The sequence below is a fragment of the Luteimonas yanweni genome, from assembly GCF_039548475.1.
Lineage (GTDB): Bacteria > Pseudomonadota > Gammaproteobacteria > Xanthomonadales > Xanthomonadaceae > Luteimonas.
Genome location: NZ_JBCLVC010000016.1, coordinates 1 through 22,415, shown reverse-complemented (window position 1 = coordinate 22,415; position 22,415 = coordinate 1). Strand labels below are relative to the sequence as shown.

At 69.8% G+C, this 22,415-nt stretch carries 23 protein-coding genes and 1 pseudogene; 17 read left to right on the top strand and 7 right to left on the bottom strand.

The genetic code is table 11. The features are described from left to right. The first annotated feature begins 85 nt into the window (after window positions 1-85). From WCE39_RS13000 to WCE39_RS12990, 3 genes are read left to right on the top strand one after another with little or no spacing between them, the layout of a single operon-like run. Complete coding sequence (locus tag WCE39_RS13000; protein WP_343256070.1) at window positions 86-526, top strand: rhodanese-like domain-containing protein; 441 nt, start codon at window positions 86-88, stop codon at window positions 524-526. A gap of 57 nt (window positions 527-583) precedes the next feature. Continuing rightward, on the top strand, window positions 584-1,123 hold the full coding sequence (gene secB / locus WCE39_RS12995) for a protein-export chaperone SecB (protein WP_343277107.1): 540 nt from the start codon (window positions 584-586) through the stop codon (window positions 1,121-1,123). 21 nt (window positions 1,124-1,144) lie between these two features. Then, entirely contained in the window at window positions 1,145-2,173 is a 1,029-nt protein-coding gene (locus WCE39_RS12990) for an NAD(P)H-dependent glycerol-3-phosphate dehydrogenase (RefSeq protein ID WP_343277118.1), read from the top strand. A 120-nt stretch (window positions 2,174-2,293) separates the two neighbouring features. On the opposite strand, the gene WCE39_RS12985 is transcribed toward WCE39_RS12990, so the two are convergent. From WCE39_RS12985 to WCE39_RS12975, 3 genes are all read right to left on the bottom strand, one after another. Then, window positions 2,294-2,860, bottom strand: a complete 567-nt coding sequence (locus tag WCE39_RS12985) for a diffusible signal factor-reguated Ax21 faimly protein (protein ID WP_343277106.1) — start codon at window positions 2,858-2,860, stop codon at window positions 2,294-2,296. A gap of 251 nt (window positions 2,861-3,111) precedes the next feature. After that, window positions 3,112-3,576, bottom strand: a complete 465-nt coding sequence (locus tag WCE39_RS12980; protein WP_343277105.1) for a tRNA (cytidine(34)-2'-O)-methyltransferase — start codon at window positions 3,574-3,576, stop codon at window positions 3,112-3,114. 49 nt (window positions 3,577-3,625) lie between these two features. Then, complete coding sequence (locus WCE39_RS12975) at window positions 3,626-4,339, bottom strand: SDR family oxidoreductase (RefSeq protein WP_343277104.1); 714 nt, start codon at window positions 4,337-4,339, stop codon at window positions 3,626-3,628. Window positions 4,340-4,454: 115 nt separating this feature from the next. Here WCE39_RS12975 and WCE39_RS12970 point away from each other — a divergent pair, with 115 nt between their 5' ends. The 8 genes from WCE39_RS12970 (at window position 4,455) to WCE39_RS12935 (ending at window position 12,070) form a co-directional block, all read left to right on the top strand. Next, window positions 4,455-7,319, top strand: coding sequence for a M16 family metallopeptidase (locus WCE39_RS12970; protein ID WP_343277103.1), 2,865 nt, complete (start codon window positions 4,455-4,457; stop codon window positions 7,317-7,319). A gap of 212 nt (window positions 7,320-7,531) precedes the next feature. Continuing rightward, the gene (locus WCE39_RS12965; protein WP_343277102.1) at window positions 7,532-7,840 is read left to right on the top strand and encodes a DUF4156 domain-containing protein; all 309 of its coding nucleotides are present in this window, start codon (window positions 7,532-7,534) and stop codon (window positions 7,838-7,840) included. Window positions 7,841-7,967: 127 nt separating this feature from the next. Continuing rightward, window positions 7,968-8,984, top strand: a complete 1,017-nt coding sequence (locus tag WCE39_RS12960; RefSeq protein ID WP_343277101.1) for a 3-oxoacyl-ACP synthase III — start codon at window positions 7,968-7,970, stop codon at window positions 8,982-8,984. A 147-nt stretch (window positions 8,985-9,131) separates the two neighbouring features. Beyond that, window positions 9,132-9,923: a TSUP family transporter gene (locus WCE39_RS12955; protein ID WP_343277100.1), complete on the top strand. Its 792-nt coding sequence runs from the start codon at window positions 9,132-9,134 to the stop codon at window positions 9,921-9,923. Between the two features lie 159 nt (window positions 9,924-10,082). Next, complete coding sequence (locus WCE39_RS12950) at window positions 10,083-10,340, top strand: type II toxin-antitoxin system Phd/YefM family antitoxin (protein ID WP_343277099.1); 258 nt, start codon at window positions 10,083-10,085, stop codon at window positions 10,338-10,340. Window positions 10,341-10,352: 12 nt separating this feature from the next. Further along, the gene (locus WCE39_RS12945) at window positions 10,353-10,814 is read left to right on the top strand and encodes a type II toxin-antitoxin system VapC family toxin (RefSeq protein ID WP_343277098.1); all 462 of its coding nucleotides are present in this window, start codon (window positions 10,353-10,355) and stop codon (window positions 10,812-10,814) included. A gap of 24 nt (window positions 10,815-10,838) precedes the next feature. Further along, window positions 10,839-10,997 (top strand): hypothetical protein, encoded by a 159-nt coding sequence (locus WCE39_RS12940; protein WP_343277097.1) that lies wholly within the window; start codon window positions 10,839-10,841, stop codon window positions 10,995-10,997. Between the two features lie 236 nt (window positions 10,998-11,233). After that, window positions 11,234-12,070 carry a CPBP family intramembrane glutamic endopeptidase gene (locus tag WCE39_RS12935; protein ID WP_343277096.1) on the top strand — a complete coding sequence of 279 codons (837 nt, stop codon included), beginning with the start codon at window positions 11,234-11,236 and terminating at the stop codon, window positions 12,068-12,070. A 405-nt stretch (window positions 12,071-12,475) separates the two neighbouring features. On the opposite strand, the pseudogene WCE39_RS12930 reads toward WCE39_RS12935, so the two are convergent. Next, window positions 12,476-13,507, bottom strand: a pseudogene (locus WCE39_RS12930) (alpha/beta fold hydrolase). 46 nt (window positions 13,508-13,553) lie between these two features. Beyond that, window positions 13,554-14,294: a UPF0149 family protein gene (locus WCE39_RS12925; RefSeq protein WP_343277095.1), complete on the bottom strand. Its 741-nt coding sequence runs from the start codon at window positions 14,292-14,294 to the stop codon at window positions 13,554-13,556. Between the two features lie 133 nt (window positions 14,295-14,427). Between WCE39_RS12925 and WCE39_RS12920 the strand changes: the two genes are divergently transcribed. Beyond that, window positions 14,428-15,330 carry an alpha/beta fold hydrolase gene (locus WCE39_RS12920; protein WP_343277094.1) on the top strand — a complete coding sequence of 301 codons (903 nt, stop codon included), beginning with the start codon at window positions 14,428-14,430 and terminating at the stop codon, window positions 15,328-15,330. Window positions 15,331-15,455: 125 nt separating this feature from the next. On the opposite strand, the gene WCE39_RS12915 is transcribed toward WCE39_RS12920, so the two are convergent. Together WCE39_RS12915 and WCE39_RS12910 are read right to left on the bottom strand one after the other, a co-directional pair. Beyond that, window positions 15,456-15,908 carry a YkgJ family cysteine cluster protein gene (locus WCE39_RS12915; RefSeq protein ID WP_343277093.1) on the bottom strand — a complete coding sequence of 151 codons (453 nt, stop codon included), beginning with the start codon at window positions 15,906-15,908 and terminating at the stop codon, window positions 15,456-15,458. A 129-nt stretch (window positions 15,909-16,037) separates the two neighbouring features. Then, a complete protein-coding gene (locus WCE39_RS12910; RefSeq protein ID WP_343277092.1) occupies window positions 16,038-16,712 on the bottom strand; it encodes a TenA family protein in 675 nt (224 codons plus the stop codon). 202 nt (window positions 16,713-16,914) lie between these two features. Between WCE39_RS12910 and oleC the strand changes: the two genes are divergently transcribed. From oleC to ubiB, 5 genes are all read left to right on the top strand, one after another. After that, entirely contained in the window at window positions 16,915-18,612 is a 1,698-nt protein-coding gene (oleC, locus tag WCE39_RS12905; RefSeq protein WP_343277091.1) for an olefin beta-lactone synthetase, read from the top strand. A 17-nt stretch (window positions 18,613-18,629) separates the two neighbouring features. Next, window positions 18,630-19,634 carry a 2-alkyl-3-oxoalkanoate reductase gene (gene oleD, locus WCE39_RS12900; RefSeq protein ID WP_343277090.1) on the top strand — a complete coding sequence of 335 codons (1,005 nt, stop codon included), beginning with the start codon at window positions 18,630-18,632 and terminating at the stop codon, window positions 19,632-19,634. Window positions 19,635-19,695: 61 nt separating this feature from the next. Beyond that, entirely contained in the window at window positions 19,696-19,854 is a 159-nt protein-coding gene (locus WCE39_RS12895) for a DUF1328 domain-containing protein (RefSeq protein ID WP_343254651.1), read from the top strand. 101 nt (window positions 19,855-19,955) lie between these two features. Further along, complete coding sequence (locus tag WCE39_RS12890) at window positions 19,956-20,612, top strand: ubiquinone biosynthesis accessory factor UbiJ (protein WP_343277089.1); 657 nt, start codon at window positions 19,956-19,958, stop codon at window positions 20,610-20,612. Continuing rightward, window positions 20,609-22,282: a ubiquinone biosynthesis regulatory protein kinase UbiB gene (gene ubiB, locus WCE39_RS12885; protein WP_343277088.1), complete on the top strand. Its 1,674-nt coding sequence runs from the start codon at window positions 20,609-20,611 to the stop codon at window positions 22,280-22,282. The genes WCE39_RS12890 and ubiB overlap by 4 nt, the downstream gene beginning before the upstream one ends. Window positions 22,283-22,415: the final 133 nt, after the last annotated feature.

Here is a 22,415-nt window from a genome sequence, read left to right as displayed (position 1 = left end):
CGCCGCCCGCGGCGGGGCCCGGCCGCTTTGCGCCACCGCCGGCGCTGGGCCACAATCGCTGCCCGCCGCCAAGCAGCCGTGCACCGTGAATCCTGAAGAACTGTGGGCCTTCCTGGGCCGCAACCCCATGCTTTCGCTGGCCTTCGCCGGCATCCTGGTGGCCCTGGTGTATACCGAAGTCGCGCGCCTGTTCCGCGGCTTCAAGAGTCTGCGCCCGGCCGAACTGACCGCGCTGATCAATCGCGAAAACGCCCTGGTGGTCGACCTGCGCCCGGCGGCGGAATTCGAGAAGGGGCACATCCCGGGCTCGAAGAACGTGCAGATGGCCCAGTTCGACCCCGAGAACAAGGCGCTTGCCGGCGCCAAGGCACTGCCCGTGGTGGCCGTGTGCAAGGCCGGGATGACCGCGATGGATGCCGCCAAACGCCTGCGCAAGGCCGGCTTCGAACGGGTCCATGTGCTCGACGGCGGCATCGGCGCCTGGCAGCAGGCGGACCTTCCGCTGGCCAAGGGGCGCGGCAAGTAGCCGCGACCGACGTGCGATAATCCCCCTCTTAACCGAATTCCGCTGGAGTTGAGCCAGATGTCCGAGCAAGAAGCCACGAACGCGAACGGCGCCGCCGGTGCCGCCCCCGAGCAGCCCGCGGGCGCGCAGTTCACCGTCGAGAAGATCTACGTCAAGGACGTCTCGTTCGAATCGCCCAAGTCTCCGCAGACGTTTTCCGAGCAGGGCCAGCCGCAGCTGCAGATGAACCTCAACCAGCGCGTCAACCGCATCGGCGATGCTGCCTTCGAAGTGGTGCTGGGCATCAACCTCACCTGCAAGCTGGGCGAAGACCAGGTCATCTACCTGGTCGAAGTGCAGCAGGCGGGCCTGTTCAACATGTCCGGCTTCGACGAGCAGTCGCTTGACGCGATGCTTGGCACGCACTGCCCGGCAATCCTGTATCCGTATGCGCGCCAGCTCGTCGGCAGCCTGATCCAGGCCGGCGGCTTCGCTCCGTTCGTCCTGCAGCCGATCAACTTCGACGCGCTGTATGCAGAAGGACTGCGCCAGCGTGCCGCGCAGGCGCAGCCCGGCGCCACCGACCTGGCCAGCAGCGGGACCGGCGGCAACGCCTGACCCGTGGCAACGCAGCCTTCCATCGCACCGCCGGGCAAGCCGGCGGTCGCGGTGCTCGGCGCCGGCTCCTGGGGCACGGCGCTCGCGGCGCTGATCGCGCGCCACGGCCACGCGACCCGGCTCTGGGGGCGTGACGCCGACGTCGCGGCGGCGGTCGATTCACGACACGAAAACCCGCGCTACCTTCCCGGCATCGCGCTGCCGGAGTCGCTGCGCGCGACCACCGACCTCGCCACGGCGCTGGCCGGCGCCGACTTGGTGCTGGTGGTGGTGCCTTCGCACGCCTTCGCCGAAACCCTGCGCGCGCTGGCGCCGCTGCGCCCTGCGCACGCCGGCGTGGCCTGGGCGACCAAGGGCTTCGAGCCCGGTTCCGGACGCTTCCTGCACGAAGTGGCCGGCGACGTGCTGGGTGCCGACGTGCCCCTGGCCGTGGTCACCGGCCCTTCGTTCGCGAAGGAGGTCGCCGCCGGCCAGCCGACCGCGGTCACCGTGCACGGCGATGACGAAGCGTTCGCGCAGTCGGTGGCCGACATCCTGCACGGCCCCGCGTTCCGCGCCTATACCGGCAACGACATGCGTGGCGCCGAACTCGGCGGCGCGATGAAGAACGTGCTGGCGGTCGCCACCGGCGTCGCCGACGGCATGGGCCTGGGCCTCAACGCCCGCGCCGGCCTGATCACCCGCGGCCTCAACGAGATGCTGCGCCTGAACATCGCGATCGGCGGACAGCCGGAAACCCTGATGGGCCTGGCGGGCCTGGGCGACCTGGTGCTGACCTGCACCGGCGACCTGTCCCGCAACCGCCGCCTGGGCCTGGCCCTGGGCCGTGGCCAGAGCCTGGACGACGCCGTGCGCGAGATCGGGCAGGTGGTGGAATCCCTGCAGACCGCCGACGAAGTGATGCGCCAGGCCGATGCCCACGGCGTCGAACTGCCGATCTCGGTCAACGTGCGCGCCGTGCTGCATGGCGACATCACGCCTGCCGAAGGGCTTGCGCGACTCCTGGCACGCGAGCAGAAGGCCGAATACGCGGGCAAGCTCATCGCCTGAGCGCCGGCCGCCCCTCGGACGGGCGCGCAAAAAAAGAGACCCCGGCCTTTCGGCCGGGGTCAGCAACGCGGATCGGGGAGAGAGTCGGGCCGCGGTGTGTCTGTCGTGCGGGACGTTTGCTTACCAGCGGAAGCGCGGACCCACGAACCACTCGGTCACGTCGCCGTTGAACTTGACGTCGCCGTTGAGGCCCCAGTTGGCGTTGAAGTTCACGTTGGCGCCCAGGCGGCCGTAGAAATCGCCGTCGATGCCGCCGTCGTAATCTTCATAGCCGACCAGCGCGTAGCCGTCGAAGTTGTTGGCGAGCAGGCCGCGCACGCCGACCTCGGTGCTCCAGCCGTCGAAGTCGAGGTCGTTGCCGAGCACCGTGCCGGCGTCGAGCTTCTGGTAGGCGACGCGGGCCAGCAGGTCGGCGCGCGGCGAGATTTCAAGGTTGTAGCCGAGGCCGATGTTGTACTGGTCGACGTCGAAGCGGGTGTTGTCGATCTCCTGGCTGCCGAAGCCGCCGAAGACGTGGAAATTGTCGTGGAACGCGAATGAGCCGCGCGCAGCGTAACCGTCGGCGTCGATGTCGCCGTTGGAGGCCTGGTAGCCGGCTTCCAGGTAGTTGTAGGAGACGCCTTCGGCCGCGTTGGCGGCGAACGGCGCCGTTGCCGCCAGTGCAATGGCGATCAGGGTGCGCTTCATCAGGGGGAGATCCTCTGTTTCTTCTGGTTCTGGGGAGAGGACCGGCCACGGGAGGCAGGGGAGGGAGAGAACCGATCGGGGAAATCGGATACCGCCCGTGGCCGGTAGACGCATTCTCCAGCCCGGAACGCAACGTCACCTGAATAATGAACCCGGGAGTGCAGGAACTTTCCCGCACGTGTCCTGCAGGCCTTGTCGCGCCCGGTTTGCGCCCGATCTCGGGCTACCCGGGCAGCAGCGGGTCTGCCGCGTCAGGCGGATCCCGCGAAGCCCAGCTGCCGCCAGGCTTCGTAGGCCAGCACGGCCACCGCGTTGGACAGGTTGAGGCTGCGGTTGTCCGGACGCATGGGCAGCTGCAGCCGATGGTCGGGCGCCACCGCATCCAATACGTCGCCGGGCAGGCCGCGGGTTTCGCAGCCGAACAGGAAGGCGTCGCCGGCAGCGTAGCGGGGCGCGTCGTAGCGCACCTTGCCGCGCGCGCTGAGCGCGAACAGCCGCGGCGGCGCGATCGCGGCGAGCGCCGTGGCCAGGTCGTCGTGCACCGCCACCCGCGCGTACTCGTGGTAGTCCAGCCCCGCACGCCGCAGCTGCCGGTCGTCCATATCGAAGCCCAACGGCCGCACCAGGTGCAGGCGGGCGCCGGTGTTGGCGCACAGCCGGATCACGTTGCCGGTATTGGGCGGGATTTCCGGCTGGTAGAGGATGATGTCGATCATCGCGTGCTGCGGTCGAAGCGGGCGGCGTGCAGGATATCCGGCCGTGCGGCTACCAGGCGATCGTCTTGCCGTCGGTGCCCAGGAACCGCCCGCTGTCGCCTTCGCCGAACGCATCGACCTGCCGCAGCATGCCGGCGACGGCATCTTCGGGCGCGACGTCGGCATCGCTGCCGCCCATTTCGGTGCGCACCCAGCCCGGGCTGACCGCGACCACCACGATCCCGCGCTGGGCCAGCGCCTGCGCCAGAAGCACGGTGGCCATGTTCAGCGCCGCCTTGCTGATGTTGTAGCTGGGCGTGCCGAAGCGTTCGGTCAGCGCGATCGACCCCAGGCGCGATGACACGTTCAGCACCCGCGCGCCGTCGGCCAGCAGCGGGGCCAGCGCTTGGGTGAGCAGCAGCGGACCCATCGCGTTGACGCGGAAGCTGTGTTCCAGATGGGCTTCGCCCAGGGTGCCGAAACGTTCGCCGGAGTGCAGCACGCCGGCGTTGTTGAGCAGCAGGTCGATGCGCCCGCCATCGCCCACGACCAGCGGCAATTCCGCGGCGAATGCCGTGCGCGAGCGGGCGTCGGCGACGTCCAGCGGTAGCACGTGCAGGCGACCCGGATGCTCCCCGGCCAGGGAATTGAGCGCGGTGGCGCGCCCGGGCTCGCGGCAGGCGGCGACGACGTGGTCGCCGCGGACCAGCAGTTGGCGGGCGAACTCGAGGCCCAGGCCGCGGTTCGCGCCGGTGACCAGAGTGGTGCGGGAAGGGCTGTCCATGCCGGCAGCATGCACCAGCCGGGGTCGCGCGGGCGTTTCGACCGGGACCAATGGCCCGCTCCCGCCCGCCGCGCGGCACCGTACCATCGGGGGCTGACCCGCTAAGGAAGAGCCCATGTCGACGTTCAAGCCCCTGCCGCGCCGCGGCACCCTCCTCGCACTGGCGCTTGCCGCCGCGCTTGGCACTGCCGCCCCGCTGGCCTGGGCCGAAGCACCGCCCGCGGCCGCCGCGGCCGGCGTCGACATCGCCTACGAAGAATTCACCCTCCCCAACGGCCTGCGCGTGGTGGTGCACACCGATCGCAAGGCGCCGATCGTGGCGGTCAATATCTGGTACCACGTCGGCAGCAAGGACGAACCCTCCGGGCGCAGCGGCTTCGCGCACCTGTTCGAGCACCTGATGTTCCAGTCGTCCGAGAACCATGCCGGCGAGTACTTCGCGCCCTACACCCAGGTCGGCGTGACCGACCAGAACGGCACCACCAACACCGACCGCACCAACTATTTCCAGAACGTGCCCACCACCGCGCTCGACACCGCGCTGTGGATGGAATCCGACCGCATGGGCCACCTGCTGGGCGCGGTCGACCAGGCGGCGCTGGACGAGCAGCGCGGCGTGGTCCAGAACGAGAAGCGCCAGAGCGAGAACCAGCCCTATGGCCAAGCCTGGGAAAAGCTGATGAAGGCGCTGTACCCCGCCAGCCACCCGTACCACCACTCGGTGATCGGCTCGATGAACGACCTCGACGCGGCATCGATCGAGGACGTGCATGCGTGGTTCCGCGCCTGGTACGGCCCCAACAACGCGGTGCTGGTGCTGGCCGGCGACATCGACGTGGCCACGGCCAAGGACAAGGTCGCGAAGTACTTCGGCCACATCCCCGCCGGCCCCGACATGGCGCAGCCGGCGGTAAACGTCGCGCGCCGCGCCGAAGCGAGCCGCGAAACCATGCATGACAAGGTGCCGCAGGCCCGTATCTACCGGGTCTGGAACGTGGCCGAGGTCGGCAATGACGACCTTGAGCGACTGCAGCTCCTGGCGCAGGTGCTGGGCGGCAGCCGGTCCTCGCGCCTCGACGCGCGCCTGCTGCACGGCGACCAGCTGGTCGACAGCATCAGCGCGGGCGTCTATGCCAAGCAGTTGGGCTCGAACTTCATCCTCATGGCCAACGTGAAGCAGGGCGTGGATCCGGCGAAGGTGGAGGCGGTGATCGACGAAGAGATCGACCGCCTGCTGGCCGAAGGCCCGACCGTGGACGAGATGGCGCGCGCGCGCACGGTGTTCCGCGCCGGCTTCATCCGCGGCATCGAGCGCATCGGCGGCTTCGGCGGCAAGGCCGACGCGCTGGCCGAATGCGCGGTCTATGCCGACGACCCGGGCTGCTTCCGCGAGTCGCTGCGCATCATCGACACCAGCACCGCCGACCAGGTGCAGGCCGCCGGCCGCGATTGGCTGGGCGGCGGCGACCACACGCTGCTGATCCTGCCCGGCGAGCGCACCCCGCTGGCCGAGGATCCTGCCGGGACCCCGAAGCCGTGGGACCTGCCGGTCGTCGACCCCGCCTATTCGGTCACGCCGGCGACGGTCGACCGCAGCACCGGCGTGCCGATGCCCGACGCCTTCCCGGAACTGAAATTCCCCGACGTCGAGCGCGCCACGCTCGGCAACGGCACCACCGTGGTCCTGGCGCGCCGCACCGGCGTGCCGGTGGTGCAGCTGCGCTACCAGTTCCCGGGCGCCGGCTACAGCGCCGATGCCGGCCGCAAGATCGGGACCGCGAGCTTCGCCATGGGCATGCTGGACGAGGGCGCCGCAGGCCTCAAGCCGCTTGAGTTCGCCGACCGCGCCGAAGCGCTGGGCGCGCAGCTGGGCGCCGGTGCCGGCCTGGATGCGGGCACGGCGTGGCTGTCGGCACTGAAGGGCCAGCTGGATCCGTCGCTGGCGCTGTTCGCGGACATGCTGCGGCGCCCGGACTTCGACGCGGCCGAGATCGAGCGCGTGCGCGCCACCTGGATCGCCAACATCGCCCAGGAAAAGGCGCGTCCGCAGACCGCGGCGCTGCGCGTGCTGCCGCCGCTGCTCTACGGCGAAGGCCATCCGTATGCGATGCCGTTCACCGGCAGCGGTACGGAAGCGTCGATCGCATCGCTGACCCGCGACGACCTGGTGGACTTCCACCGCGCACAGATGCGGCCGGAAGGCGCCACCCTGGTGGTGGTCGGCGACACCACCCTGGCCGAGATCGTGCCCCTGCTGGAAGCGCACCTGGGTGACTGGTCCGGCAGCGGCCCGGCGCCCGGCGCCGCGGCGGCGATCCCGGCCGTGCCCCGCCCCGCGAAGGCGCGCGTGTTCCTGATCGACCAGCCCGGCGCGGTGCAGGCCAACATCTACGCCGGCCTGCTGGTGCCCGCCACCACCGACGACGGCGCGGTGCGCTTCGACGTGGCCAATGGCGTGATCGGCGGCGATTTCACTGCGCGCCTGAACATGAATCTGCGCGAGGACAAGCACTGGTCCTACGGCGCCCGCAGCGGCGCGTCCGGCGCCCTGGGCCAGCGCCCGTGGCTGGCCTCGGCGCCGGTGCAGATCGACAAGACCGCCGAAGCGATGGCCGAGATGAAGCGCGAGATCGCCGGCTTCGCCAGCGGCGAGGCACCGCCGACGGTGGAGGAGGTCGAGCGCATCCGCGCGATCAACACGCTGAGCCTGCCGGGCGCGTACGAAACCGCCTCCTCGGTGGCATCGACCATCGCCGGCAACGTGATGTACGGGTGGCCGGACGACTACGTGCAGCGCCGCAAGGCGGAGATCGAGGCCATGACCCCGGCGCAGGTGGCGGAAGCGGCGAAGGCCATCGACGCCGATGCGCTGACCTGGGTCGTGGTCGGCGATCTTTCGCAGATCGAAGCCCCGGTGCGCGCGCTGGAGCTGGGCGAGGTCACCGTGCTCGACGCCGACGGCCAGCCCGTCGCGCGCTGAGCCCTGCGCCCAGCGGGCCGGGAGCGACTGTGGGAGCGGCTATAGCCGCGATACCCGCAGTCGCTCCGGCCGAACAATTGCAGGAGCCGCTACAGCTGCGACCTGCATCACCTGAACGACAGGTCTTGCCGTCACCGCTGGTCACCGTTGCAGCTGCTCCTGCAAGAGTTGCGGCGGGGCACAATCGACCGGGTCCAACACGGAGTTCCTCCATGCGCCAACTACTGCTGGTTCCCCTCCTGATGGTCTTGTCCGCCTGCACCTGGGTGCACATGGCGCCCGGCGCCTCTGCCGTGCGTATCGCCGCCTCGCCGCCGGCGGGCTGCGAGAAGCGCGGGGAGGTCGAGGTGTCGGTGAAACACAGCATCGCGTTCATCGATCGCAACACGCTGCGGGTACGGGAAGAGCTGGAAACCCTGGCCCGCAACGAGGCCCCCGGACTGGGTGCCGATACCGTGCACCCCCTGTCCGAACCCGTTCGCGGCGCCCAGCGCTGGGCCGCCTGGCGCTGCGGCCGCTGATTCCAGCCCCGGGGACATGCTCCCACGGGGGCCGCACGTGAACGGATCGACGGGCCGGAAAGTGCGCCGAAGGCCGGAAGCCGCTACATTAGCGGATCTTTTTCCCAGCTTTATGGCGGCATAGCCCATGTTGTTCCAGCACGTAGCCATCGCGGGCCTTGCCCACATCGACGCCCCGCGCCGGTTGACCTCCGAGGAGATCAACGCCCGGCTGAAGCCGACGCTCGACCGCCTGGACATCCGTACCGATGTGCTGGGCGATGTTGCCGGCATCCACGCCCGCCGTCTCTGGGACGGCGACATGCTGGCCTCCGACGCCGCCACCCTGGCGGGCGTCAAGGCGCTGGCCGATGCCGGCATCGACCCGGCGCGCGTGGGCCTGCTGGTCAACACCTCGGTCAGCCGCGACTACCTCGAGCCGTCCACGGCCAGCATCGTCAGCGGCAACCTCGGCCTTGGCGACGAATGCCAGAACTTCGACGTCGCCAACGCCTGCCTGGCCTTCATCAACGGCATGGACATCGCCAGCCGCATGATCGAGCGCGGCGAGATCGACTACGCCCTGGTGGTGGACGGCGAGACCGCCGACCTCGCCTATGAAAAGACCATCGAGCGCCTGAGCCGCGCCGACGCCACCGAAGAGAACTTCCGCAACGAGCTGGCCACGCTCACCCTCGGCTCGGGTGCCGCCGCCATGGTGCTGGCGCGCGCCGAGCTCGCGCCGGGCGCTCCGCGCTACCGCGGCGGCGTGACCCGCGCGGCCACCGAGTGGAACAAGCTCTGCCGCGGCAACCTCGACGGCATGATCACCGACACCCGCACGCTGCTGATCGAGGGCATCAAGCTCGCCACCAAGACCTTCGATGTCGCCAAGCAGAAGCTCGGCTGGGTGGCCAGCGAACTCGACGAGTTCGTGATCCACCAGGTCAGCAAGGTGCACACCGCGGCCTTCACCAAGGCCATGGGCATCGACCCGAAGAAGGTCATGACCATCTTCGGCGAGCACGGCAACATCGGCCCGGCCTCGGTGCCGATCGTGCTCAGCAAGCTGCGCGAGGAAGGACGCCTGAAGAAGGGCAACCGCGTGGCGCTGCTGGGCATCGGCTCGGGGCTGAACTGCTCGATGGCCGAGGTGGTCTGGTAAGACCGGGCTGCGCAGGGGCTTGAACGGGGCCGGCCAGTCCGGCCCCGCGTCGTTTCAGGCGCGCGGATCCGCGCGTCGTATCGCGCCCGGCACCGCCAGGACGTCCGGCGCGCGGGCAAATCACTGCAGTGTCGGAGGCGGGGTTTGATGGAATTCGGTTTCGAGGTGTTGGCCCTGCTGGCGCTGGCGGCCTTCGTCGCCGGCACCATCGATGCGCTGGCCGGCGGCGGCGGGCTGATCACCATTCCCGCGCTGATGGCGGCCGGCATTCCGCCGGTGCAGGCGATCGCCACCAACAAGCTGCAGTCGAGCTTCGGCACCGGCGGCGCGGTGCTGGCGTTCGCACGCCAGGGCCGGATCGACTTCCGTCGCTTCCTGTGGCCGGCCGTCGCGGCGTTTGCCGGCTCGGTCGGCGGCGCGATCGCGATCCAGCTGGTGGATCCGTCCTTCCTCGCCGGCCTGGTGCCGGTGCTGCTGGTGGCGATGGCCGCGTACTTCCTGCTCGGCCCGAAGGCCAGCGAGGCCGAGCGCCACGCGCGGCTGGGGCATGCGGCGCTGGTCACGCTGATGTTCGCGCTGGGCTTCTACGACGGCTTCTTCGGCCCGGGCACCGGCTCGTTCATGGCGACCGCGCTGGTGGCGCTGTTCGGCTTCGGCCTGGTGTCGGCCACAGCGCACACCAAGCTCCTGAACCTCGCCAGCAACGTCGCGGCGCTGGCGACGCTGGTCATCGGCGGCCAGGTGCTGTGGGTGGTGGGCCTGGTGATGGCGGTGGCAAGCATTGCCGGTGGGCAGCTGGGTGCGCACCTGGCGCTGGGCAAGGCCGGCGCCAGGCTGATCCGCCCGCTGCTGGTGGTGATGTCGCTGGTGCTGACGGCGAAGCTGCTGATGGAGCCGGGGAATCCGCTGGTGGCGTGGGCGAGGGATGCGCTTGGTTGAGGCCGGCGCACTGGACCTGCCTGACACCCCTACACCCGGGTGGAGAACCGGCCGTTGTTCGCCCTGCTCAGCAGTGAAGGCGTACTGGGACAGTGACGACCACCGCCGCGAAAAAAAAGTGTAGTAACGTAACCACATCGTCCGGAGGAGGGCCGCGCCATGACCATCACCACGCTCTCGAGCCGCGAACTCAACCAGGACCTCGGCCGCGCCAAGAAGGCCGCGCTGGACGGCCCCGTGGTCATCACCGACCGCGGCAAGCCGGCGCATGTGCTGCTCAGCTATGCCGACTACCTGCGCCTGAGCGGCAAGCGGCGGTCGCTGCTGGAAGCACTGAGCATGTCCGGAATGGAGGACGTCGAGTTCGACCCGCCGAAGCTCGAGATCAAACTCCGGATTCCGGACTTTGAAGACTGAGCGGGGCAGCGAATGTACCTGCTCGACACCAACGTTATTTCCGAACTGCACCGCGCGATCCGCGGACGGGGCGACACACGCGTCACCGCCTGGTTGTCGGACGTCGGCCTGGCAGCGTGCCAGGTCTCGGCGTTGACGCTGATGGAGCTGGAAATCGGCGTGTTGCGCATGGAGCGCCGCGACGTCAGGCAGGGTTCCGCGCTGCGCACGTGGCTGGACCGGAAAGTGATCCCGGAGTTCGCAGGCCGCGTGCTGCCGGTGGACGACGCGGTCGCCCTGCGATGCGCGCGCCTGCACGTGCCGGATCCGCGGCCGGAACGCGACGCGCTGCTCGCCGCCACCGCTCTGGTCCACGGGCTCACGGTGGTGACCCACAACGAGGCGGATTTCGCGCCAGCCGGTGCCCGCGTGTTCAATCCATGGCGGCCGTGGAGGGTGCAGGACAGCACCGGCCGTTACGTGGCCGCTGACTAGCGTCGACAACCGGAATCCAATCGAATGCCGCTGAGCCTGAACGAGATCCGCGACCGCGCCCGCGCCTTCGCCCGCGAGTGGGACGGCGAAACCTCGGAGCGCGCCGAGGCGCAGAGCTTCTGGAACGACATCCGCAACACTCCTGCTGCTTGGGCAGCTGTCTGTGTTTCATCGAACATATGAAACCGCCACCCAAAGCGGACACCACGGGCGGCTACTCAGGGCCATTTCGTCGGCGATCCGGGTGATTCATCGGCGGCTTCCGTGGCCTGGTCGCAAACGGTTTGCCACGCCCCCGCGCGGACGGCAACTTGCAGCGGCGATCACGTCGACCTGGAGCCCGCATGACCCCCGTTACCCTGTATTCGCCCGATCCGGCCCGCGGCTGGCTGCCCTGGGCTTGGCTGACGCCGATCCTGATGATCCTGTTCAACGCGGTACCGGTGATCGCGCTGGACGGCTGGATGCAGTCGCAGAATTGGTCGACGCCACGCGGCGAACCGATCGGCCTCGCTGGCTTGTATGCGCTGCTGTGGATCGGCTTCGCGCCGACGCTGGCGGCCGTGCTCGCCTGGGTACGCTTCGTCGAAGGGCGCTCGCTGGCGAGTATCGGGCTGACCGGTCCGGCGCCACTGAAAACCTTCCTGCACGGACTGGCCGTTGGATTCGGCACGATCGCGCTGGTCGTAGTCGCGATCTGGATGGCTGGCGGCATGCAGGCGGCGGGCCTGGGGCCTGCCTGGCGGTCGCCCGTCAGTCTGCTGCACATCGGTCTGCTGCTGTTGAGTTTCCTGTTCCAGGCGAGCGTGGAGGAAGTCATCTTCCGCGGCTGGATGCTGTCGGTGGTGGCGCGCAAGACCAACGTCGCTGCGGCGGTGCTGCTGGTGTCGCTCGTTTTCTGCTTCCTGCATTTCAGTCCGAACCAGCCGCCCCTGGCCGTGCTCAGCACGTTCCTGTTCTCGCTGTTCGCCTGCGCCTGGGCGCTGCGGACCGGCAATATCTGGGGCGTGATGGGCTGGCACGCGGGGTGGAACTGGTTGCTCGCGACCGGCTTTGAACTGCCCGTAACCGGCATCGATGCACACTTGCCGGCGCTGCTGGTGGCGCTGCGCCCGCATGGCCTCGACGCCCTGACCGGTGGCGCGGGAGGGCCGGAAGACAGTTACCTGTGCAGCGTCTTCTTCGTTGCCGCGATCGCGTGGATCCAGTGGCGAAAGACGCGCGGAGCTCAGAACTTCTCGCCGACCGGCAGGTAACGCCACTGCCCGGGCGGCATCCCCCGTCCGGGCCCTTGCCGATCGGATGCCGGTTCGCGCCGTACCGGCGACGACCAGGCAATGGAGCATCTGCTAGCGCTCTATGCGCCGATCGACGCTCCGCTACGTGGCTTCTCAGGTATCGATCGACCCGCGGCCGGGCCCTCGCTGACCGAGAAGGCCTTGCGTTTGCGGCGGACGCGCCTGATCGCTCCGTCTCACCGCGCGCGGCGCCCTCGAAACGGACGCCACGCCGGCGGCCCCTATTCGGGCCACAAGGTCCTGATGTGGGACCGTCCTTCGCTTCATCCGCAACACTCCTGCTGCTTGGGCAGCTGTCTGTGTTGCATCGATCATATGAAACTGCCGTCGAAAACTGCCCTTGCCGAACTCCGATATGTCCGCCTAGTCGCTTAGTCCATCAGCGCGGGAAAGCTCCCGAAGAAGATCCCGATGAAACCGCTCCGGGTCCTGGATATGCGGGGAATGCCCGAGGTCTTCGTACTCGACCAGCACGGCCCCCGGGATAGCTTCCGCCGTTCGGCGACCCAGCGCCCGGTAGTTCCCAAGCCCTGCCTGCACCTCCGGCGCCGCCGCTCCCCTGCCAAGCGCCGTCCGGTCATGCACACCAAGGAACAGCGTCGTCGGCACCCGCAGCAGCGGCAGCTCATGCACCACCGGCTGCCACATCAGCATGTCGAAGGTCAGCGCCTGGTGCCACGCCACCACCTCGCGGCCCGGGCCCGCATACATGCCGGCCTGCATCCGCGCCCAGCGCTCGAACTCCGGGCGCCATTCGCCCGCGTAGTACACGGCGGTCTGGTAGTTGCGGATGCTGTCCTAGGTCGTGCGCAGTTCCGACGCGTAGACCTCTTCCACCGGCTGGTAGGGCACGCCCTTGGCCTTCCAGTCCTCCAGGCCGATGGGGCCCACGAGGGCCAGGTGTTCGACGGCGTCGGGATACATCAGCGCGTAGCGCATCGCCAGCATCCCGCCCATTGAATGCCCGACCACCACGCTGCGCTCGATGCCGAGCGAGGCCAGCAGGCCGCGCGTGTTGTGGGCAAGGCCGGCGAGCGCGTACTGGTAGCCGTCGGGCTTGCTGGACTTGCAGAAGCCCACCTGGTCGGGCGCGATCACGCGGTAGCCGGCCTGCGCCAGCGCGGTGATGGTCTGCTCCCAGGTGGCGGCGCAGAAGTTCTTGCCGTGCAGCAGCAGCGCGGTGCGGCCGTTGGCCTCGCCGGTGGGCGCCACGTCCAGGTAGATCATTTCGACCTGCTGGCGCTGCGATTCGAACGCATGCGTGCGCACCGGGTGCGGATAGTCGAAGCCTTCGAGTCGCGGGCCGTAGGCGGCGTCGCCGTCGCCGGATGCCACTGCCGTGCCGGCAATGCCCAGCAGGCCGGCGAGCAGGAGTGCTGCGCTGTTCAATTCGATCCCCTTGCCCATGTCCTGCTCCTGCTGGCTGTTCAGTGTCCGCCGCTCAGTTCAATCCGCAGCACTTCTTGTATTTCTTCCCGCTGCCGCAGGGGCAGGGGTCGTTGCGCTCCGGTGCCGCGTCGCGGCGGATCGGCGTGCGCGGAGTCAGCGCTTCCACGCGGTGGTGGTTGAGGTCGGCCATCATCGAGGGGATCTCGATCACGATGCCCAGCCGCTCGCGGTAGTCGACGGGCATCGCTTCGGCGGTGGGGTCGTCCGGGTTGATGGCTTCGCCGCTGGCCAGCCGGTCCAGGGCGTCGAAGATGTCCTCGATCCAGTCGTTGTCGTCCAGCCACTGGTCCCACTCGGCCTCGCGCAACATCACTGCGGTGAAGAAGCCTTGGGACCAGTCGGCGCCGACGTCGAGTTCGTCTTCGTTGAGCGCCTCCTCGCCGGTCAGCTCCGGATCCTCGGGCAGCCACATCAGCGGCGCGAGGTGGTCGGGCAGGTCGCCGTCGTCGTAGCGCACGCGGGCGGTGCACATGTTCAGGTGGCCGAGCAGAAGCTGCTGGACCTCGTTCGCCTCCGCTTCGCCGTCCCAGGTCGGCGCTTTGCCGCCCCAGACCACGGGCTGCCATTCCTCCGGCGGCACCGCCGAAGGCGACACCGCCAGCGCGGTCAAAAACCCGTCCAGCGCCTCCAGGTTGAGGCCCTTGAACGGCACGGCGCGCCGGTCCAGCAGGTCGGCGAGGCGTTCGATCCGGTCTTCGTCAAGATAGGGCGGGGCGGAGGTCGGGCTGGACATGGCGTTCGGCCGAAGGCGGGGAGGCATGCATGGTAGTCGCGTCGCCGCGCGGCGGGGCATTCCCGCCTCCGGTGCCGGGCCGGGGCTGCGCCCCCGTCCTACAATGGCGGTCGCTGTCCGCCCAGGCGCCGCCATGCATTTTCCGGGTTATCCCTCCAGTCCCCAGCGTTTCCAGGTCCGTCCCGGCATCGCGATGTCCTATCTCGACGAGGGCCCGCGCGACGGCGAGGTCGTGGTCATGGTCCACGGCAATCCGTCGTGGAGCTATTACTGGCGCACGCTGGTGAACGGACTGGGCGATCGCTACCGCTGCATCGTCCCCGACCACGTCGGCATGGGGCTGTCCGACAAGCCCGACGACGCGCCGAATGCGATCCCGCGCTACGACTACACCCTGCAGTCGCGGGTCGAAGACCTCTCCGCGCTGCTCAAGCACCTGGGCATCGATGGCCCGGTGACGCTGGCGGTGCACGATTGGGGCGGGATGATCGGCTTCGGCTGGGCGCTGTCGCACCAGGCGCAGGTGAAGCGGCTGGTGATCCTCAACACCGCGGCCTTCCCGATGCCGGATGCCAAGGCCATGCCCTGGCAGATCGCGCTGGGCCGCGACTACAACGTTGGCGAGATGGTGATCCGCGGCTTCAACGCGTTTTCCTCCGGCGCGTCGTGGCTGGGCGTGGAGCGAAAGATGCCGGCCGATGTGCGCCGCGCCTATGTCGCGCCCTACGACAGCTGGAAGAACCGCATTTCGACGGTGCGCTTCATGCAGGACATCCCGCTGTCGCCGAAGGACCGGGCCTGGCCGATGCTAGAGGAGTCCGGCCGGCGCCTGCACGAATACGCCGGGCTGCCCGCCTTCATCGGCTGGGGGCTGAAGGACTTCGTGTTCGACCGCCATTTCCTCGAGCGCTTCCAGGCCGAGCTGCCGGGCGCGGAGACGATGGCCTTCGATGATGCCGGCCATTACGTGCTGGAAGACAAGCACGAAGTGCTGGTGCCCGCGATCCGCGACTTCCTGGACTGCAACCCGCTCTGACCGCCGGTGCTTGATGGCGGGATCCTGTGGGAGCGGCTATAGCCGCGATCGCCATCCCGGAGTTCCGAATCGCGGCTATAGCCGCTCCCACAGCAGCCAGTCGATCCTCCGGCAGTCAGCCGCAATCAGGCGGCGATCGGCGGCGGCAGGGCGGGCGGCGGGGTGCCGCGGTCGTTGGGGTGGTCGCTGCCACCGGGGTTGCCGTCGTGGTCGTTGGCCGCGGCTTCGCGCCAGATCCAGTCCGCAGGCGTCAGCGCGGCCAGGCCGTGCGCCGCACGCGCGTTGTCGCACTGGCGGCCGGGTTCGCCGAACTCCCACGAAGCCGCCACGTCGCGGCAGGCCTGCGGGCGCAGCGGATGGATGCTGCAGCGCGAACGGCGGCCGATGTCGGCGTCCAGCGACACGCAGCGCGGCGTGGATCCGCCGGCGGTGCCGCGCATCGCGAGCTCGTGGTTGCGCAGCGGCACCGTCAGCGCCGGTGGCACGTGCCCGCCCAGCGCCGGGTCGGCTTCGGACCAGTGCAGGCTCACGCGGAAATGGGCGCAGCAGGCGCCACAGCTGAGGCAGGGATGGGGCACGCGGGCGGGTCGCTGAGTGGCGTGTGCAGGATTTTTCGGCACGCGCGGCGGGCGCGCAAGGGATTTCGGACTGCTGGCGGGGGAGGCGGGAATCGATACCGCGTCGGGTGAGGCTTGCGGCGGTGGCGATCAGGCGCCGGTCCGGGCCGCATCCAGCCCCTGCTGCCAGAACGCCGCCTCCAGCCGCGAGGCCTTGCGGAAGATCGCGACCAGTTCCCCGTAGCGGTTCTCGCTGGCATAGCGCCGGCCGAGGTCGTCCAGCCACGCGTGCGCGGCGGCGCCCGCCTGCTGGAAGGCCTCGCCCGAATACTCGGCGATCCAGTCGCGGTAGGGATGGTCGGCACGGATCGCGTCGATGCCCGCGGGCGTGAGCCGGCGGCCGATCTCGGCATAGCCCAGGGTGCAGGGAATCAGCGCCACCTGCAGGTCCAGCAGGTCGCCGGACATGCCGACGTCCAGCACGAAGCGGGTGTAGGCCACGGTCGCCTGCTGCTCTTCGGTGGCTTCGACGTCGGCGGCCGACAGGCCCCAGCGTTCGCACACGCGCAGGTGCAGGCCCATCTCGTCCAGGATCGCGGCCAGGCCGCCGCGGGCCGCCTGCATGTCGGCCAGGCTGCGGCTCTTGTACGCGGCCAGGGCGTGGGCGCGGGCGAACTGGATCAGGAACAGGTAGTCCTGCACCAGGTAGTTGCGGAAGGCGGCGGCGGCCAGGCTGCCATCGCCCAGGCCGCGGACGAAGGCGTGGTCGATGTAGGCGTTCCAGTCATCGGCGGCGGTGGCCTTGAGGCGTTCGAACAGCGACATGGTCGGGTCTCCGGGACGCGCGGTCCGGCCGCGGGGCCGGCGATTGTCGATCATTGCTGCGCACGGGGCCAACGGACCGCCAAGGGGCCCGGGCCGGGAGCGCGATGATTCCGCGATGGCGGAGCCTGCAGGATCGCCGACGCGCCGACGCGCCGACGCGCCGACGCGCATGTGCCCCGCGCGTCCGGGCGATAATCCGGCCATGACCGGTCCCTGCAACATCGCCGCCGCGCTGCCGCGGCTGGCGCGCGAGCTTCCCGACCAGGTGGCGATGCGCGCCCCGGGTCGCGACGGCCGCTACGCCACCGCGCTGACCTACGCCCAGCTCGACGCCCGCAGCGACGCCATCGCCGCGGGCCTTGCCGCGCGCGGCATCGGCCGCGGCACGCGCACGGTGGTGATGGTGCGGCCGACGCCGGAGTTCTTCCTGCTGATGTACGCGCTGTTCAAGGCCGGCGCGGTGCCGGTGCTGGTGGACCCGGGCATCGACAAGCGGGCGCTGAAGCAGTGCCTGGGCGAGGTGCAGGCCGAGGCCTTCGTCGGCGTTCCGCTGGCGATGTTCGCGCGCGTGCTGCTGGGCTGGGCGAAGTCGGCGCGGCTGCGGGTCACCACCGGCGCGCGGCCATTGTTCGCGGACGTGACCCTGGCCGAGGTCGAGCGCAGCGGCGCCGACGCGGGCCCGCAGCTGGCCGATACCGCACCCGATGATGTCGCCGCGATCCTGTTCACCAGCGGCTCCACCGGCGTGCCCAAGGGCGTGGTCTACCGCCACCGCCACTTCGTGGCCCAGGTCGACATGCTGGGCGGCATGCTTGGCGTGTCGACAGGTGGCGTCGACTTCCCGACCTTCCCGCCGTTCGCGCTGTTCGATCCGGCGCTGGGCCTGACGTCGATCATCCCCGACATGGACCCGACGCGGCCGGCAAAGGCCGATCCGCGAAAGCTGCACGCGGCCATCGGGCGGTTCGGCGTGACCCAGCTGTTCGGTTCGCCGGCGCTGATGCGCGTGCTTGCCGAACATGGCAGGCCGCTGCCCACGGTGACGCGCGTGACCTCGGCGGGTGCGCCCGTGCCCGCGGACGTGGTGGCCAGGATGCGCGAACTGCTGCCGGATGGCGCCCAGTTCTGGACGCCCTACGGCGCCACCGAATGCCTGCCGGTGGCGGTGATCGAAGGCCGCGAGCTGGTGACCCTGCGCGAGCGCACCGAAACCGGTGCCGGCACCTGCGTCGGCCGCCCGGTGGCGCCGAACGAGGTGCGCATGATCCGCGTGACCGACGAGGCCATCCCCGAATGGTCCGACGCGCTGCTGGTGAAGCCGGGCCAGGTGGGCGAGATCACCGTTGCCGGACCCACCGCCACCGACGCCTATTTCAATCGCGACGCGCAGACCGCGCTGGCGAAAATCCGCGAGGCGGGGAGCTTTCCCGCGGGTGTCGCGGGTGCCGCGGGTGCCTCCCGCACCGTCCACCGCATGGGCGACCTCGGCTATTTCGACGCCGAAGGCCGCCTCTGGTTCTGCGGCCGCAAGTCGCAGCGCGTGGTCACCGGGCAGCGCACCCTGTGCACCGAACAGGTCGAGCCGGTCTTCGATACGCACCCCGAAGTCCGTCGCACGGCGCTGGTCGGCATCGGCGAGCGCGGTGCCCAGCGGCCGCTGCTCTGCGTCGAGTTGCAGCCGGGTATCGACAAGGCCGAGCGCGCGCGCATCGCCGATGAGCTGCGCCACCTCGGCGAAGGTTTCGTGCACACCGCGCATGTGGATGTCTTCGCCTTCCACCCTGCGTTTCCCGTCGACATCCGCCACAATGCGAAAATCGGCCGCGAAAAACTGGCCGTCTGGGCCGCGCGCGAGCTGCGCCGCGGCAAGGTTTTCGAAGCGGTGGTGACGCCTGATTGACGCGAGGGAGCACTGACGTGCGGGTACTGGTGACTGGTGGCGGCGGATTCCTGGGCCAGGCGCTGTGCCGCGGCCTGGTTGAACGCGGACACGACGTCACGAGCTTCAACCGCGGCCACTACCCCGAGCTCGATGCGCTAGGCGTCCGCCAGCTGCGCGGCGACCTTGCCGACCGCGATGCGGTCATCGCCGCCTGCACGGGTATGGACGCGGTGCTGCACAACGCCGCCAAGGCCGGTGCCTGGGGCAGCTACGACAGCTACCACCGCGCCAACGTGATGGGCACCGGCAACGTGCTGGCCGGCTGCCGCGAACACTTCGTGCCGAAGCTGGTCTACACCTCGTCGCCCAGCGTGACCCATCGCGCCACGCACCCCGTCGAGGGCGGCACCGCCGACGCCGTGCCCTACGGCGACGACCTCAAGGCGCCGTACGCGGCGACCAAGCTGATCGCCGAAAAGGTGGTGCTCGCCGCCAATGACGAGGTCCTGTCGACCGTCGCGCTGCGCCCGCGGCTGATCTGGGGGCCGGGTGACAACCAGCTGGTCCCGCGCCTGGCCGAACGCGCCCGCGCCGGCCGCCTGCGCCTTGTCGGCGGCGGCATGAACCGCATCGACACCACCTACATCGACAACGCCGCGCAGGCCCACTTCGATGCGCTGGATCACCTGGCTCCGGGGGCGGCCTGCGCCGGCCGCGCCTACTTCATCAGCAACGGTGAACCGATGCCCATGCGCGAGATCGTCAACGCGCTGCTGCGCGCGGTCGGTGCGCCCGAGGTCCAGGCCACGCTCCCCTTCGGCGTCGCCTATGCGATCGGTGCGGCCTGCGAGACCCTGTGGCCGCTGCTGCGGTTGCGTTCGGAGCCGCCGATGACCCGCTTCCTGGCCGAGCAGCTCAGCACCACGCACTGGTACGACATGGCGCCGGCCACCCGCGACTTCGGCTATGTGCCCAAGGTGTCGATTGCCGACGGCCTGGCGCGGCTGGCCGCGTCGCAGGGCGGAACCATCACCTCCTGACGACCCGTGGCCGGCAAGGATGTCGCCAGCCGTCCGCGCTCCGACGGACTGGAGAACCGCCATGCTGAGTTACGCCGTCATTTTCCTGGTCATCGCACTGATCGCCGCCGTGCTGGGCTTCAGCGGTATCGCGGGTGCCGCCAGCAACATTGCCTGGATCCTGTTCGTCGTGTTCCTGGTGCTGGCCGCGATCTCGTTCTTCCGCGGCAAGCGGGTCTGACCCCGCGCCACCGGTACGCCGCAGCCGCGGCGCACCGGTGGCCCCGTCGGCGCAGCGATCCGCGCGCCGATGCAAGGGGCCCGGCCGCTACAATGCCGGCCATGGTCCGATCCCCTTTCCCGCTCCCCGGCTTGAAGCCGCTGGCCGGCCGCGCGCTGGAATCCGCGCTCAACCGCGCACTCGCACTCGATGACGACACCCGCCAGGCGCTTGCCCGGCTGGACGGTCGCCATGTCGCCCTGCACCTGGCCTCGCCGCCGCTGGCGATGTCGGTGCGCGTGGATGGCGAAGCGCTGCGCGTCGGCCCGGTGGGTGGTGAAGCCAGCCCGGACCTGTCGGTGCGCACCACGCTCGGCGGCCTGCTCGGCCAGCTGCAGGGCATGCTTGGCGGCGCCGACGAGCACGCCACCCCCAGCGGCCGGCTGCGTATCGAAGGCGACGCCGAGCTCGCGCGCGCGCTGCAGCGGCTGGCCTCGCGCTTCGACCCCGATTGGCAGCGGCCCTTCGTCGCCGCCTTTGGCGAGGTGATCGGCGTGCAGGTGGCCAACGGCTTCGCGGCGGTGCTGAAGGGTGCCCGCCGCGCCGGCGAAGGCTTCGCGGCCACCGCCGCCGAGTACGTGGTGGAAGAGTCGCGCGACGTTGTCGGCCGGCATGAACTCGAAGCCTTCCACGACGATGTGGACACCCTCCGTGACGACGTCGAACGCATCGCGGCGCGCGTGGCGCGCATGTCATCGACTGCCGGGGCTGTGCGGTGAGTTCGGCGCTGCACGCCCTGAAGATCGGGCGTGTCCTGCTCCGCTATCGCCTGCACACGCTGTTCGAGGGCACGCCGGCGCAGCGCTGGCTGTGGCTGCTGCGGCCGTTCGTGCCGCGCGCCTCGCGCGAGATCACCGAACTGCCGCGCGGCGCCCGGGTGCGCCTGGCGCTGCAGGAGCTGGGGCCGATCTTCGTCAAGTTCGGGCAGGTGCTGTCGACCCGCCGCGACCTGGTGCCGGCCGACGTCGCCGACGAACTGGTGCTGTTGCAGGACCAGGTGGCGCCCTTCGACGGCGAAGAGGCGCGCGCCATCGTCGAGCGCGAGCTGGAGCGCCCGGTGGCCCAGGCCTTCGCGCGCTTCGACATCGTGCCGCTGGCCTCGGCCTCGGTGGCGCAGGTGCACGCGGCGCAGCTGCCGGGCGTCGAGGGCGCGCCCGGCGCCGAGGTCGTGGTCAAGGTGCTGCGTCCCGGCATCGACGCCCGCATCGCCGCCGACATCCGCCTGCTCGAGCGCATCGCCGGCTTCGTCGAGCGCACCCATCCCAGCGCCGACAAGATCCGTCCGCGCGAAGTGGTGGCCGAAGTCGCAAGTACGCTGGCCGCCGAGCTCGACCTGCAGCGCGAAGGCGCGAATGCGTCGGTGCTGCGCCGCTTCTGGGCGGACTCGCCCGACCTGTACGTGCCGGCGCCGGTGTGGTCGCACAGCAGCGAGCGCGTGCTGACGCTGGAGCGCGTGCACGGCGTTCCCAGCGACGACATCGCGGCGATCGAAGCCGCCGGCATGGATCGCAAGCTGCTTGCCGCCAAGGCGGTGCGCGTGTTCTACACCCAGGTGTTCCGCGACAACTTCTTCCACGCCGATGCGCACGCCGGCAACATCTGGGTGGACAACGATCCGTCGCGGCGGGTCAACCCGCGCTTCATCGCGCTGGATTTCGGCATCGTCGGCCAGCTGTCCGGCGACGACCAGTACTACCTCGCCGAAAACTTCATGGCGATCTTCAACAAGGACTACCGTCGCATCGCCGAGCTGCATGTGCAGGCCGGCTGGATGCCGTCGCACATCCGCCTGGATGAGCTGGAAGCGGCGGTGCGCGGTGTCTGCGAGCCCTATTTCACGCGACCGCTGTCGGAGTTCTCGTTGGGCGAAGTGCTGCTGAAGCTGTTCCGCACCGCACAGCGCTACCAGCTGACCCTGCAGCCGCAGCTGATCCTGCTGCAGAAGACCCTGCTCAACGTCGAAGGCGTGAGCCGGCACTTGGACCCGGAAATCGATATCTGGGCGGTGGCGCGTCCGGTGCTGGAGCGGATCCTGGCCGAGCGCTACAGCCCGCAGCGGCTGGCCGGCGAGTTCCGCAAACGGCTGCCGGAGCTGATCACCCGCGCGCCGGAGATGCCGCGACTGATGCACGCCTGGCTGAGCCAGCAGGTGGAGGGACGGCACCGGCTGCAGATGCAGTCCACGGAGATGGCCGAGCTGGTGCAGGTGATGCGCGCGATGCAGCGGCGCACCGTGGCCGCCATTCTCGGTGTCGGCCTGCTGGTGGTGGCGGCGGTGCTCTACGGCCTCGATGCCGGTGGGCCGCGCCTGTGGACGGTGCCGGTTGCTGCGTGGGTCGCCGGGATCGGCGGACTGTGGGCGATCCTCGCCGCCCGCCCGCGCCCATGAGCAGCTCGTGTAACAGCAGTTCCTGTAGCAGCGGCTCCAGTGAGAGTGGCCCCTGTGGGGGAGGGGGGGGGGGGGGGGGGGGGGGAGAGGGGGGGGGGGGAGACCCCACCAAACAAAACCCCACCCCCAAAAA

Excerpts from the sequence above, each read along its gene's own strand:
- oleC (WP_343277091.1), top strand. The coding sequence starts at position 16,915 with ATGACCGGTCCCTGCAACATCGCCGCCGCGCTGCCGCGGCTGGCGCGC.
- WCE39_RS12910 (WP_343277092.1), bottom strand. The coding sequence starts at position 16,712 with ATGTCGCTGTTCGAACGCCTCAAGGCCACCGCCGCCGATGACTGGAAC.
- WCE39_RS12985 (WP_343277106.1), bottom strand. The coding sequence starts at position 2,860 with ATGAAGCGCACCCTGATCGCCATTGCACTGGCGGCAACGGCGCCGTTC.
- WCE39_RS12980 (WP_343277105.1), bottom strand. The coding sequence starts at position 3,576 with ATGATCGACATCATCCTCTACCAGCCGGAAATCCCGCCCAATACCGGC.
- WCE39_RS12960 (WP_343277101.1), top strand. The coding sequence starts at position 7,968 with ATGTTGTTCCAGCACGTAGCCATCGCGGGCCTTGCCCACATCGACGCC.
- WCE39_RS12955 (WP_343277100.1), top strand. The coding sequence starts at position 9,132 with ATGGAATTCGGTTTCGAGGTGTTGGCCCTGCTGGCGCTGGCGGCCTTC.
- secB (WP_343277107.1), top strand. The coding sequence starts at position 584 with ATGTCCGAGCAAGAAGCCACGAACGCGAACGGCGCCGCCGGTGCCGCC.
- WCE39_RS12950 (WP_343277099.1), top strand. The coding sequence starts at position 10,083 with ATGACCATCACCACGCTCTCGAGCCGCGAACTCAACCAGGACCTCGGC.
- WCE39_RS12965 (WP_343277102.1), top strand. The coding sequence starts at position 7,532 with ATGCGCCAACTACTGCTGGTTCCCCTCCTGATGGTCTTGTCCGCCTGC.
- WCE39_RS12935 (WP_343277096.1), top strand. The coding sequence starts at position 11,234 with ATGATCCTGTTCAACGCGGTACCGGTGATCGCGCTGGACGGCTGGATG.
- WCE39_RS12895 (WP_343254651.1), top strand. The coding sequence starts at position 19,696 with ATGCTGAGTTACGCCGTCATTTTCCTGGTCATCGCACTGATCGCCGCC.
- WCE39_RS12970 (WP_343277103.1), top strand. The coding sequence starts at position 4,455 with ATGTCGACGTTCAAGCCCCTGCCGCGCCGCGGCACCCTCCTCGCACTG.
- WCE39_RS12975 (WP_343277104.1), bottom strand. The coding sequence starts at position 4,339 with ATGGACAGCCCTTCCCGCACCACTCTGGTCACCGGCGCGAACCGCGGC.
- WCE39_RS12945 (WP_343277098.1), top strand. The coding sequence starts at position 10,353 with ATGTACCTGCTCGACACCAACGTTATTTCCGAACTGCACCGCGCGATC.
- WCE39_RS12925 (WP_343277095.1), bottom strand. The coding sequence starts at position 14,294 with ATGTCCAGCCCGACCTCCGCCCCGCCCTATCTTGACGAAGACCGGATC.
- WCE39_RS12890 (WP_343277089.1), top strand. The coding sequence starts at position 19,956 with ATGGTCCGATCCCCTTTCCCGCTCCCCGGCTTGAAGCCGCTGGCCGGC.
- WCE39_RS12940 (WP_343277097.1), top strand. The coding sequence starts at position 10,839 with ATGCCGCTGAGCCTGAACGAGATCCGCGACCGCGCCCGCGCCTTCGCC.
- WCE39_RS12920 (WP_343277094.1), top strand. The coding sequence starts at position 14,428 with ATGCATTTTCCGGGTTATCCCTCCAGTCCCCAGCGTTTCCAGGTCCGT.